This window comes from Burkholderia sp. MSMB1072, from assembly GCF_001524725.1.
GTDB lineage: Bacteria > Pseudomonadota > Gammaproteobacteria > Burkholderiales > Burkholderiaceae > Burkholderia.
Window position 1 is genome coordinate 82724 of record NZ_LOYC01000015.1, and the last position, 12980, is coordinate 95703.

Here is a 12980-nt window from a genome sequence, read left to right on the forward strand (position 1 = left end):
CGCACCGGCGTACCGAACGCCCCGTCCCTCGCAAGAGGGCGGGGCGTTCAGTTTTCGGGCTCCGCGTCGCACCGCTGTCCGCTTACGCACGCGGGCGATCCAGCGCCACCGCGCCGGCGCCGCGTCCGGCCGTCAGCCCGAACACGGCCGCCGCGCCGGCGAACGCGAACCCGACACCGCACACTGCGCTCCATCCGCCCCATGCCCACGCGCTGCCCGCGAGCGCCGCGCCGAGCGCGCCGCCGACGAAGAACAGCCCGACGAACAGCCCGTTCAGGCGTCCGCGCGCGGCCGGGTTCAGCAGGTTGATCGCGCGACGGCCGATCGTCTGGTCGACGATCACGCCCGCATCGAGCAGCGCCGCGCCGCCGGCCAGCAGCGCGAGCGCGACGCCGCGATGCGCATGCGCGTCGAAGCCGAACCAGCCGGCGCCGGCGATCCCGAGCACGGTGAGCGCCGCGAGCATCGTGCCGTGCGCGAGCCGCTGCGCGGCCGGGCCGTGACCGCGGTCGCCCGCGCGGCCGGCGAGCGGCGTGACGATCGCGCCGCTGGCGCCGGCGAATGCGAACAGCGCGATCCCATGCAGATCGAGCGCGAACGGCGGCTGCGCGAGCCGCAGCCCGACGGCGGTCCAGAACGCGCTGAACGCGGCCATCGCGAGCGCGGCCGACAGCGCATGCCGGCGCAGCACCGGCTCGTCGGCGAGCAGGCGTCCCATCGATGCGAGCAACGCGCGGTAGCCGGCCGTGATCGACGGCGTGCGCGTCGGCAGGCGCAGCGCGAGCACGACGGCGATCGCCGCGTTCGCGAGCGCGGCCAGCAGATAGAACGCGCGCCAGCCGGCCGACCCCGCGATCAGGCTCGCGAGCGGCCGCGACAGCAGGATCCCGAGCATCAGCCCGCTCATCACGTTGCCGACTGCGCGGCCGCGCTGCGCTTCGGGCGCCATCGACGCGGCCATCGGCACGAGCATCTGGATCACGCTCGACGCGGCGCCGGCCGCGAGCGTCGCGAGCAGGAACACGGTGCCCGAGCGCGTGAAGGCGGGCAGCGCGAGCGCCGCCGCGCAGACGGCGAGCGTCGCGACGATCAGGCGGCGGTTCTCGAGCAGGTCGACCAGCGGCACGAGCAATGCGAGGCCGGCCGCGTAGCCGAGTTGCGGCAGCATCGCGACGAGCCCGGCGAGGCCGGGCGGCAGGTGCAGGTCCGCGCTGATCGGGCCGGTCAGCGGTTGCGCGGCGAACAGATCCATCACGATCACGCCGACCGTCGCGGCGAAGAACAGCGTCATGCCGGTGCTCAGCGCGGGCGGCGCGGCGACGGACGAGGAAACGGGGGCGGAGCAACGGTTGGCAGGGCAGTTCATCGGAAGCCTGACGGGGAGGTCGAAGGAATTCCCATCGTAGGTCCCTGATGTTTATGCGACAATTGAAATATGTCTAACATGATTATGCGAGTTTGTTTTGAATACGCGTGATCTCCAGGCGTTCGTCGCGGTCGTCGACAGCGGGTCGATGGTTGCCGCGGCCGCGAAGCTTCATCTGACGCAGCCGGGCCTGACGCGGCGCGTGCAGAACCTCGAATCGCTGCTCGGCGTGCCGTTGCTCGAGCGGCAGAGCAAGCCGCTGAAGCCGACCGCGGCCGGGCGCGACGTCTACGCGCTCGCGCGCAACGTGCTCGGCGCGGTCGACGAGCTGATGGCGGCGGGCGCGCCGGACGGCGAACCGTCGGGCGAGCTGCGCATCGGCGTGCCGCCGTTTCTGTCCGAGCTCGCGCTGGAGCGGCCGATCGATCGGATGCGCGACGCGTTCCCGCGCCTCACGCTGCGCGTGACGGCCGGCTGGTCGCCCGCGCTGGTGCAGGGCGTCGAGCGCGGCGCGCTCGACGTCGCCACCGTGATGGTGCCGGCGAGCGCGGCGCTACCGGACGCGTTGACGGCGACGCTGCTCGCCACGCAGCCGACGGTGCTCGTCGCCGCGCGCGATTTCCCGCTGCCGGCGGGCCCGCTGTCGCTCGACACGCTGTCGGGTTTTCCGTGGGTGCTGAGCCAGGACGGCTGCGGGATGCGTTCGGCGCTGAGCCGGGCGCTCGGCGCGGCCGGGCTGCCGTTCGACGTCGCGGTCGAGGCATTCGGCTCGGAGTTGCAGTTGTCGCTCGTCGCGCGCGGCGCCGGCATCGGGATCGCGGCGCCGAACGCGCTGGCGCGCAGCGCGCATCGCGATGCGCTGAGGGTGGTGGAAACGACGGGGCTGGAAACGCGGATCAACGTGTGGATCGTGCACGGCACGTTACCGGGCCGGCTGGTGCGGCCGGTCGCGCTGCTGCGCGACGCGCTGGGCGAGGTGCTCGAACGGGAGAACGGGAAGGGGTCAGGTGCCGTCACGGCGAACTAGAGGCCGCGTTCGAGGGAAAATCCTTATTTTCTCTACGGAAATGTTGCATTGCGGAAACCGATTCGCTATAGTTGTACCTGTCTCCTCCATGTCTCCTCTGATATGGATTCAGCCCGCCGCTTAGGCGGGCTTTTTTTTGCCTGCGATTGTGTCGCGGCGCTCCATTTGCCGGCTCTCGCCGCGCTCAGAACTTGTAGGTCATCCCGACGTAGCTGATGATCGGGTCCGCCTTCAGGTCCGATTTCGACTCGGCGAGCACCGAGCCGTCGGCCGCCTTGATCGTCACCGTCGACGTCGTCTTCAGCGGGATGTAGGTCACCGACGCGACCAGCCCGAAGTGTTCGGTCAGGTTGTACTGCAGGCCCGCGTTGAACACCGGCTGCCACGACGACGACGCCTTCGCTTCCACCGAGGTCGTCCCCGGCTTGCCCGCGCCCGCCGCAAGGATCGCACCGAGGTTGTCCTGCGTCTGCTTGATGAAGTTCGTGTTGAGCTGCAGGTCGCTGAACCAGTTGTACGACACGCCGAGGCCGAGGAACGGCCGGAACTTCGCGGTGGCCTGCCCGAAGTAGTACTGCAGGATCACCGCCGGGCTCCACTGCCGCACGCTCTTCACGATCGGGTTGACCGATCCCAGCCCGATGTTCTGCGTGCCGAGCGCGCCGGCGGGGCCGGGCGGCTTGATCGTGCCCTGGCCCGACACCTTGAACACCGGCGGCACGCCTGCCACCGACGTGACCGCGATGTGATCGGTCAGGAAGTGGCTGACCGTCAGGCCGACGGTGTCGGCGCCGCTCGTGTGCAGCCCGGTGCCCGGCGACGTGAACGACGGCGGCAGCCGCAGCGGCGTGTTGATCGGCGTCGGCGCGACGTTGGTCGTCATCGGCGTGCTGCTCTGCTGCGGCATGATGTGGAACCAGCCCAGCGTGACGACGTTGCTGCCGGCGCTCTGCGCGTGCGCCGCGAGCGGCGCGGCGGCGGCCGCCGCCGCGCAGAGAAGGGTTTTCTTCATCACGGCTTCTCCCTCCGCTTACTGGACGAATGCGCCGATCGTGAAATACGGCGTCGATCCGGCGTTGTCGAGGAAACCGAACACGCCACCCGTGAAGATGAACTTGCCGGTCGGCGACGTGCTGCCCGAACCCGTGTGGATCGTCGTGACCGTGCCCGGCACCTTCTGCGTGTAGTCGAGGTCGAGCGCGGTGGCGAGCGACGCCTGCGACGGCTGGAACGGGTCGAGCAGCGTGGCCTGCTTGTCGATCAGCGCGGTGGTCCGGTAATCGAACTGGCTGTCGACGCCGATGTATTCCCCGTTCTGCGAGCCGGCCGCCACGGCCGTCTGCGGCGCGAGGATCGAGATGCTCGATTCGTCGTCGGCGGTCAGGCCCGGCACGCCGTTGCTGTCGGGCGTCGGGTTCGGGTTCGCGACCCCCGTGCGCACGAGGATCGGCACGAGCTGGTTGCGCAGCTTGCCGACGATCATGAAGCCCTTGCCCTGCGGGGTCGCCGACAGCGTCGGCTTCAACTGGCTCGCGTAGTTGTTCGACTGGAACGCGCCGCTGCCGTCGGCCGACTGCACGAAGTTCGTGCCCTGCTGCGCGCATGCGCCGCCGGCGAACTGGCCGGTCGTGTCGCACTTGGTCCACGTGCCGTCCGCGTTGATCGTCACCTTCGCGTCGATCGATGCCGGCGCGAATTTCTGCGACGGCACTTCGCCGAAGCCGATGTGGCTGTACGTGCCCGCGACCTTCGTGATGTCGGTTTCGATCGACGAGAAGCCGATGAACGGGTAGTACGGGAATTTCGTGTCGGGCACCGCGGCCTGGCCGAGCACGCCGTCGAACTGGATCTCCTTGCCGGGAATCGTGCCGCCCGCCACGCCGAAGCCGACGAAGATGCGCGCCGGACGCGACGCGTCGAGGCTCGCGCCGTTCAGGCGGAACGCGCACTGGTTCAGCTTGTTGGTCGGCAACAGCGTTTCCTGCGTGAGCGTGCCGCTGTCGACGGTGCCCGCGCGGGTCGGCACGACGGTGCCGGTCTTTTGCGGCACCGGCGATTCGACATAGGTGACCTGCCAGGTCATCTTGGTCGTGTCGAGCTGGACCTTCGCGAGTTCGCCGCTGCCCGCGCCGCCCGTAAACACGGTGTTGTAGTCGAGCGTGGCGGGGCAAAGCCGCTCTTCGACGAGCGGCGGCGGATTGTCGCTGCCGCCGCCGCATGCGGAAAGAAGGGGGGCGGCAAGGGCCGCCGCCAGAATGAGGTTGCGCTTCATGTTGCTCCTCCAGATTTGTCTTGTGCGGCGGCCAGCTCCCTGTCGGCCGCTTCTGTCGTGTGCTCGTCCTGCCGGCGCCGAGCCGAGCGCCTTCGTGCCTTCCCTGCGCGCGGCGGCGGGCCGGCCGCCGCGCCCTCGATCGCTACTTGCTGATCTGCGCGCCCACGCCGAAGTACGGGGTCGACGATGTCGTCGAATTCGCCGACGTCGACGTGACGCCGCCGTTCACCGTGCCCTGGATCAGCGCCGCGTACAGCCCGCCCGTCGCGATCACGACGCCCGATGCGGACGGGTAGTTCGTGCCGGGCGGCGGCTTCGGTATCGTCGTCGCGTTCAGCAGGCCCGGCGTCGTCTGGCCGTAGTCGAGCGTGAAGCCGTCTTCCTCGGCCTGCGTGGACGGGTTGATGAACGACGCGTTGCTGCCGCGGATCAGCGCGGCCGTGTACTTGAAGTTCGAGTCCGCGCCCGCGTAGCCGCCGTCGATCGCGCCCGACGTGATCGCCGTCGCCGCGCCGAGCACCGCGATGCCCGATTCGTCGTCGACCTGCGCATCGAGGTGCAGCGGCGGCGTGCCGAGGTTCACGTTGCCCGTGCGCACGATCACCGGCACCGTCGCGCCGTTGAGCTGGCCGATCACCATGTGCGCGGTCGCCGACTTGCCGGTCGCGCCGACGATCGGCAGTTGCGTCTGCGGCAGCGTCTGCGGCGCCTTCGTGCTGTCGAAGTAGCCGCCCTTCGCGCTCGTCTTCCACGGATCGCCGGTCGTCTGGCAGCCGCCCGAACCGCTCGACGTGCACGCGCCGTTCGCATCGAACGTCTCGCTCGAATTCGAGCCCTTCGTCGCGTAGTTGCCCGACGGCACGAGGTGGTAGAGCAGCGCGTTGTACGTGCCCGGCAGTTTCGAGAGGTCGGTCGTCGTGTTCGCGAAGCCGAGGAACGGATAGAAGTCGAAGTGACGGTTCGGCACCTGGCCGACGTTCTGCACGACGCCCGGGACGATCGTCAGCCCGTCGTACTGGATCGTCGCGCCGGGAATGCCGCCGCCCGCCACGCCCATGCCGACCAGCAGCATCGGCGGGTTCGCCTGGTTGAAGTCGGCGGCCGTCGAATAGGTCGAGCCGTCCGACGCGGGGCCGGTGCCCGGCGTGAGCACGAACGCGCAGCGCGTCTGCTCGGCGGTCGGCAGCGTGCCGGCCGGCGGGTGGACGACCTTGCCCGTGATGGTCGTGCCGACGCGGCTGGGCGTGACGGTGCCCGTCTTCAGCGGAATCGGCGATTCGAGCCACGTGAGCGTGTACGTCATCGCGACCGCGTCGATGTTGACGCTGACGATCTCGCCGCTACCTGCGCCGCCGAGATACGTGCTCTTCGCGATATCGGCGTTGGCCGGGCAGAGTGCGCCGTTGATGGGCTGCGAAGGCGGCGGCCCTTGCGTGCCGCAGCTCGAGCCGGAACATTGGGGCGCATCGATCGGCGCGAGCGCGCCACCGGAGTCCCCCCCACCACATGCAACCAGGAAAGGGGCAATGGCAAAGGCCGTTGCCACCCCCTTCGATAAGGCGTGCGACATGCCGCTGTCTCCAATCGTTTAATTGTGCGAGCTAATGTCGCCGCCTGGATTTTTGCTGTCAATTGATGAACCCGTCTAAAAAAGGCGATTGAAACGGGATCTGCGATTTGAATCCTTGCCCGATAAGGAAATCGGTAAGAATTTAAACGCGTGACGGACTGTCGAAAGCTGCCGCGGCAGCGGTTGCGCGGCGTTCGGCGCGCTCTCGCAACGCCTTCCCGCGTATAACGGCAGCGTTTAAATCGACGGTATCCGGTTTATCCCTATTCGGGATTGACTGGATGAGGAAGAGGGCTGGTTTAATTCACTGGTAATCGCGCAATGGAAAGCTTGTAAATATTTGTAAATGCGCGGCCCCGTGTTTTTGTATATTGACTGATACGGGTAAATAAAAAGCCGGCCAATGGCCGGCTTTGCATCGCGTGGGATGTTGAATCAGCGTTTGAGGCCCGCGTCCTCGGCTGCGCCGATGTTGAGGTTCATGCACTGGATCGCGGCGCCCGATGCACCTTTGCCGAGGTTGTCGAGGCGCGCGACCGTGACGAAGCGCTCCGCGTTGCCGAACACGAACAGGTCGACGCGGTTCGTGTCGTTGTTCGCCTGCACGTCGAAGAAGCCGCTGTCGAGGTTCGCCTCCGCGTCGAACGGTGCGACGCGCACGAACGCTTCGTCCGCGTAGTACTCGGCGAACACGCGCTGCACGTCCTGCGGCGTCGCGCGCTTCGCGAGCTGCTCGGGCGTGAAGTAGGTCGTCACCGCGAGGCCCTTCAGGAAGGGGCCGACGATCGGCGTGAAGATCGGCGCGTGCGCGAGGCCGGTATGCGCGGCCATTTCCGGCAGATGCTTGTGGGCAAGGCCGAGCGCGTACGGGCGCGGGCTCGCGAGCTTGCCGCCCGGCGCGGCGCCTTCGTACTCGGCGATCATCGACTTGCCGCCGCCGCTGTAGCCGGTGATCGAGTAGCTGTGCGCGGCGAACGTCGGCGCGACGATGCCCGCATCGACGAGCGGACGCATCGCGAGCACGAACGCCGATGCGTGGCAGCCGGGCACCGCGATGCGCTTCGACGTACGAATCTTCTCGCGCTGCGCGCGGGTCAGCTCGGGCAGGCCGTAGGCCCAGTCGGCGTGGGTGCGGAACGCGGTGCTCGCGTCGATCAGCGTGGTGTCCGGATTCTCGACGAGCGATGCGGATTCGCGCGATGCGACATCCGGCAGGCACAGGAACGTGACGTCCGACGCGTTGATCAGGCGGCGGCGCTCGTCGACGTCCTTGCGCTTCGCTTCATCGATGCGCAGGATCTCGATGTCGCTGCGTGCCGACAGGTATTCGAAGATCTTGAGGCCGGTCGTGCCTTCCTGGCCGTCGACAAAAACTTTGGTGCTCATTTCGCTCTCACTGAATGAAACGGGAGCCGCGGCGCCCTGAAACCGCCATTTTAAGACGTCATCCGGCGGTGCTGCACCGCACGGGGCGAAAAAAGACGGCCGGCGGCCGTCTTGTGTCCCTCCCTTTGACGCCGCCCGCGCCGCGCCGCCGCACGGACGGCGGCGCGGCGCGGGCGGGCGCCCGGGTGCGCTCAGCGGCCGCCGGCTACCCAGCGCGCCGTCGCGTCGGCGACACGCCGGCCGAACGCTTTCGCGGTGTCGAGGTCGCCGGGCAGCGGGCCCTCGTCGGGCGTCGCGTCCGCCGGCGATTGCGCGAGCAGGCCCGTGAAGCCGCCGACGTAGTTGATGTCGTTGCGCGTGGCCGCCTTCGAGTTGGCCGGCATCATGCCCGTGCCGACCCACACCATCCCATGTTGCATCGCCAGCGTGACGAAATACTGAATCGTCGAGAACTTGTCGCCGTTCATCGTCGCCGAGTTCGTGAAACCCGCGGCGATCTTGTCCTTCCATTTCTGCGTAAACCACGGTTTCGACGTGGCATCGGCGAACTGCTTGAACTGTGCGGACGGGCCGCCCATGTAGGTCGGCGCGCCGAAGACGATCGCGTCCGCCGCGTCGAGCGCGGCCCAGCCCGCGTCGTCGAGCTCGCCGACGGCGATGAGGCGTGCGGCGGCGCCGGCATCCTGCGCACCCGCGTGCACGGCCTCGGCCAGTTTCTGCGTGTGACCGTAGCCGCTGTGATAGACGATGACGATGTTCGACATGAAGCGTTCTCCGGAAAGGGATGGGAACGGCCGAGCGCAGGCTCGCCGCGTCGCGCGCCGCACGCGGGCGGCGCGACGGATACGCGGCAGGGCGCCGCGACCGGTGCTGCCGAGTCTAGCAAGCCGAAATGACGGGAAAAAGCGCGCGGGCCGCGCACTGAAATTCGCCGGCGCGGGCAATCGTGCCGCGCAACGGGCGGCGGCGCGCGAGTGCCTACTGTCCGTAAGTGACCGTGAGTTGCGCGGCGCCGATCGCGAGCGTGCCGATTTCATGCTCGAACATCGGCGCGGGGCGGCCCTGCGAGACGCGCAGGTCGGTGCCTTTCAGCGCATAGACGGTGATCACGTAGCGATGCGGCTTGCCGGGCGGCGGGCATGGGCCGCCGTAGCCGTCGATCCCGAAATCGTTGCGCGCCTCGCTCGCGCCGATGCGGCGCAGGAAGCCGGATGCGCTCGCGTCGGCCGGCAGGCTCGTGACGGTCGCGGGGATGCCCGCGACGGCCCAGTGCCACCAGCCGTGCCCGGGCGCGTCGGGATCGAACATCGTGACCGCGTAGCCGCGCGTGCCGGGCGGCGGGTTGCGCCACGCGAGTTGCGGCGAGCGGTTCGCGCCCTTGCAGTCTCCGCGGTCGAACACGTTCGCGGCCCGCACGCGGGCGCCCGGCGTCAGGTCGTCGCTCGTCACGGTGAACGGGCCTTCCGCATGCGCGGGCAGCACCGCGAAAACGGCGGCGTACAGGAGGGCGGGGAGGCGGAGCGGAGACGGGCGACCCGATGGCGCAGGCGGAGCGATCCGGCGATCCACACGCATATGGCGCTTCTCCCGTCACGTGGGCCGGGCCGAGGCTCCCGGCATTGTTGGCGTTATGTGTTGCCCGCGCCGCCGACGGCGGCGATGGATCAAGTCTAGCATTAGGGTTCGATGAGCGACGCACACCGGCGAGCGCGATTGCGATCGGTCAGGGCGCCGGTCGGCGGACGAAAAAAAAGCCGCCTGCGATGAAGCAGGCGGCTTTCTCGGCCAGTGCGCCGGCACGCATGCCGGCGTGGCGTCATTCCTTCGGGGCCGTCGCGCCGCCGTGCGCGGCCGACCACTCGGCCGGTGCGTGCAGGAATTTCTCGACTTCGTCGAGCGTCTTCGTCTCGAAGTAGCCCGAGGCCTTCGCGACGCGCAGCACGTCCCACCACGTGGCGAGCGCGTGCAGGTCGACGTCGATGTCCTTCAGGACCGACACGCTTTCCTTGAAGATGTCGTAGTGGAACAGCACGAAGCAGTGGTTCACCTTCGCGCCGGCGGTGCGCAGCGCGTTGACGAAGTTGATCTTGCTGCGGCTGTCGGTCGTCAGGTCTTCCACCAGCAGCACGCGCGAGCCTTCCTCGAGATGGCCTTCGATCTGCGCATTGCGGCCGAAACCCTTCGGCTTTTTGCGCACGTACTGCATCGGCACCATCATCCGGTCCGCGATCCAGGCCGCGAACGGGATGCCGGCCGTCTCGCCGCCCGCCACCGCGTCGATCTGCTCGAAGCCGATGTCGCGCGTGATCGTCGTTTCCGCCATTTCCATCAGCGCACGGCGCACGCGCGGATACGAGATCAGCTTGCGGCAGTCGATATAGACGGGGCTTGCCCAGCCGGACGTGAAGATGAACGGTTTTTCGGCATTGAAGTGCACCGCCTGCACTTCGAGCAGGATTTTGGCGGTCGTATCCGAGATCGACTGACGATCGTAGCCTGTCATGGGCATTCCTTGGGTGATGAGCGAGGAGCGGGCGCGGGCCCGGTGGCGCAGCAAGGGAACCCGCCCGGGGGGCCGGGGCGCGATCGGCGGACCAATCGCATCGCTGCGCGCGTAGCCGGCTATTTTACCCGATTCGGGGCGGTTTTCGGCGGAATTCGCGCGGGTTCGCGATGCCGCTCGCCACCGGCGAAACAAACGGGGCGCGACCAGTTCGATGCTGATGCCGGGGATGCGGCGGTGCACCAACAGAGGTCATTTAGGGGGTGTACACTAGGCGACCCTTGGAAATCGTTCAGTACTTTGTACTTTCCTCTTGCCATCCGCCAAGGTTCGATGGCGTGCCGATCCGGCGCGTCGCGGGCCGTCTCGCAGTCGACCATCCCCTCGATTCAAGCAGACGCGGCCGAAGGTGCTGTGTACTGAGTCGTCACAATTTCGCATGTCTCTCGCAGGTCAATCATGGACGAACAACTGAAGCAGGCCGCTCTCGCTTATCACCTGAACCCGAAACCCGGCAAGATTTCGGTCACCCCGACCAAGCCGCTGTCGAACCAGCTCGATCTGTCGCTCGCGTATTCGCCGGGCGTCGCCGCCGCGTGCGAGGCGATCCACGCCGATCCGCTCGACGCGCAGAAGTACACGTCGCGCGGCAACCTCGTCGGCGTCATCACGAACGGCACGGCCGTGCTCGGTCTGGGCAACATCGGCCCGCTCGCCGCGAAGCCGGTAATGGAAGGCAAGGGCTGCCTCTTCAAGAAATTCGCGGGCATCGACGTGTTCGACATCGAACTGTCGGAATCCGACCCCGACAAGCTCGTCGAGGCGATCGCGATGCTCGAGCCGACGCTCGGCGGCATCAACCTCGAAGACATCAAGGCGCCGGAATGCTTCTACATCGAGCAGAAGCTGCGCGAGCGCATGAAGATCCCCGTCTTCCACGACGACCAGCACGGCACCGCGATCATCGCGTCGGCCGCGATCCTGAACGGCCTGAAGGTCGTCGGCAAGAAGCTGTCGGAAGTGAAGCTCGTGTGCTCGGGCGCGGGCGCCGCAGCGATCGCGTGTCTGGACCTGCTGGTGAACCTCGGCCTCACGAAGTCGAACATCCTCGTCGCCGATTCGAAGGGCGTGATCTACGAAGGGCGCGGCAACCTCGATCCGTCGAAGCAGCGCTATGCGGCGAACACCGACGCGCGCACGCTCGCCGACGCGATCGTCGGCGCGGACGTGTTCCTCGGCTGCTCGAGCGCGGGCGTGCTGAAGCAGGACATGGTCAAGACGATGGGCGATCGCCCGCTGATCCTGGCGCTCGCGAACCCGGAACCGGAAATCCGCCCGGAAGACGCGAAGGCCGTGCGCCCGGACGCGATCGTCGCGACCGGCCGTTCGGACTACCCGAACCAGGTCAACAACGTGCTGTGCTTCCCGTTCATCTTCCGCGGCGCGCTCGACGTCGGCGCGACGACGATCACCGAGGAAATGAAGCTCGCGTGCGTGCGCGCGATCGCCGAGCTGGCCGAGGAAACCGACCAGAGCGAGGAAGTCGCGAAGGCGTATGAAGGCCATTCGCTCGAATTCGGGCCGGAGTACCTGATTCCGAAGCCGTTCGACCCGCGCCTGATCATCAAGATCGCGCCGGCCGTCGCCCAGGCCGCGATGGATTCGGGTGTCGCCACGCGTCCGATCCAGGACATGGACGCATACCGCGAGCAGCTCGGCGCGACCGTCTACCGCACCGGCATGGTGATGCGCCCGGTGTTCGCGGCGGCGAAGCAGAAGGAGGCCCGCATCGTGTTCGCCGAAGGCGAGGACGAGCGCGTGCTGCGCGCCGCGCAGTTCGTGCTGCTGGAAAAGATCGCGAAGCCGATCATCGTCGGCCGTCCGTCGGTCGTCGACATGCGCCTCGCGAAGATCGGCTCGAAGCTGAAGGCCGGCGTCGATTTCGAAATCGTCGATCCGGAAGACGATGCGCGCTACCACCGCTACTGGCAGGCGTATCAGGAGATCGGCGCGCGCGACGGCGTGACGCCGGAAGTCGCGAAGGCCGCGATGCGCAAGTTCAACACGCTGATCGGCGCGATGCTGGTGCACCTGGGCGATGCGGACGGGATGATCTGCGGGATGATCGACACGTTCCACAGCCACCTGAAGTTCATCGAGCAGGTGCTGGGCCGTGCGAAGGGCGCCGAGCACTTCGCCGCGATGAACCTGCTGATGCTGCCGGGCCGCAACCTGTTCGTGTGCGACACGTACGTGAACGAACTGCCGAGCGCCGACCAGCTCGCCGACATGACGATCCAGGCCGCGGCCGAGATCGAGCGCTTCGGCATCGCGCCGAAGGCCGCGCTGTTGTCGAACTCGAACTTCGGCAGCGCGCCGTCGGCGTCGTCGCGCCGGATGGCCGAGGCCCGCAAGCTGATCGTCGAACGTGCGCCGAACCTCGAAGTCGACGGCGAAATGCACGGCGACGCGGCGCTGTCGGAAATGATCCGCAAGCAGGCGTTCCCGGGCACGACGCTGTCGGGCGAAGCGAACCTGCTGATCATGCCGAACGTCGAAGCCGCGAACATCGCGTACAACTTGCTGAAGATGGTCGGCGGCGAAGGCGTGACGGTCGGCCCGTTCCTGCTCGGCGCGGCGAAGCCGGTCCACATCCTGACGCCGGCCGCGACCGTGCGCCGGATCATCAACATGACGGCCGTTGCCGCCGCGAACGTGAACACGAAGTAAGTTCACGTCCGCGGGTGCCGCGCATCAGGCGCGGTGCAATGAAAAACGCCACGGAACCTGCGTTCCGTGGCGTTTTTTTCGTATGAACCGTGAAGGGCGGCGCGGGCGGGGCGTTCCGACCGCGAA

General features: G+C 67.8%; 10 protein-coding genes. 2 read left to right on the forward strand and 8 right to left on the reverse strand.

Annotated features, from left to right (window positions below; genetic code table 11):
* Window positions 1–82 precede the first annotated feature (82 nt).
* Window positions 83–1366 (reverse strand): MFS transporter, encoded by a 1284-nt coding sequence (locus WS89_RS08000; protein ID WP_059503353.1) that lies wholly within the window; start codon window positions 1364–1366, stop codon window positions 83–85.
* 97 nt (window positions 1367–1463) lie between these two features.
* Between WS89_RS08000 and WS89_RS08005 the strand changes: the two genes are divergently transcribed.
* The gene (locus WS89_RS08005; RefSeq protein ID WP_059790390.1) at window positions 1464–2393 is read left to right on the forward strand and encodes a LysR family transcriptional regulator; all 930 of its coding nucleotides are present in this window, start codon (window positions 1464–1466) and stop codon (window positions 2391–2393) included.
* A gap of 184 nt (window positions 2394–2577) precedes the next feature.
* On the opposite strand, the gene WS89_RS08010 is transcribed toward WS89_RS08005, so the two are convergent.
* From WS89_RS08010 to WS89_RS08040, 7 genes are all read right to left on the reverse strand, one after another.
* Window positions 2578–3405 (reverse strand): OmpW/AlkL family protein, encoded by an 828-nt coding sequence (locus WS89_RS08010; RefSeq protein ID WP_059503357.1) that lies wholly within the window; start codon window positions 3403–3405, stop codon window positions 2578–2580.
* An 18-nt stretch (window positions 3406–3423) separates the two neighbouring features.
* Window positions 3424–4665 carry a DUF2957 domain-containing protein gene (locus WS89_RS08015; protein WP_059503359.1) on the reverse strand — a complete coding sequence of 414 codons (1242 nt, stop codon included), beginning with the start codon at window positions 4663–4665 and terminating at the stop codon, window positions 3424–3426.
* Window positions 4666–4807: 142 nt separating this feature from the next.
* Window positions 4808–6235, reverse strand: a complete 1428-nt coding sequence (locus tag WS89_RS08020; protein ID WP_059503361.1) for a DUF2957 domain-containing protein — start codon at window positions 6233–6235, stop codon at window positions 4808–4810.
* A 435-nt stretch (window positions 6236–6670) separates the two neighbouring features.
* Entirely contained in the window at window positions 6671–7621 is a 951-nt protein-coding gene (gene argC, locus WS89_RS08025) for an N-acetyl-gamma-glutamyl-phosphate reductase (RefSeq protein WP_059503363.1), read from the reverse strand.
* A 191-nt stretch (window positions 7622–7812) separates the two neighbouring features.
* Window positions 7813–8385 carry a flavodoxin family protein gene (locus WS89_RS08030; protein WP_059790392.1) on the reverse strand — a complete coding sequence of 191 codons (573 nt, stop codon included), beginning with the start codon at window positions 8383–8385 and terminating at the stop codon, window positions 7813–7815.
* A gap of 214 nt (window positions 8386–8599) precedes the next feature.
* Complete coding sequence (locus tag WS89_RS08035; protein WP_059503365.1) at window positions 8600–9196, reverse strand: YbhB/YbcL family Raf kinase inhibitor-like protein; 597 nt, start codon at window positions 9194–9196, stop codon at window positions 8600–8602.
* Window positions 9197–9437: 241 nt separating this feature from the next.
* Window positions 9438–10124 carry an orotate phosphoribosyltransferase gene (locus tag WS89_RS08040; protein WP_059503367.1) on the reverse strand — a complete coding sequence of 229 codons (687 nt, stop codon included), beginning with the start codon at window positions 10122–10124 and terminating at the stop codon, window positions 9438–9440.
* 459 nt (window positions 10125–10583) lie between these two features.
* On the opposite strand from WS89_RS08040, the gene WS89_RS08045 reads away from it, so the two are divergent.
* Window positions 10584–12854 (forward strand): NADP-dependent malic enzyme, encoded by a 2271-nt coding sequence (locus WS89_RS08045; protein WP_059790394.1) that lies wholly within the window; start codon window positions 10584–10586, stop codon window positions 12852–12854.
* Window positions 12855–12980: the final 126 nt, after the last annotated feature.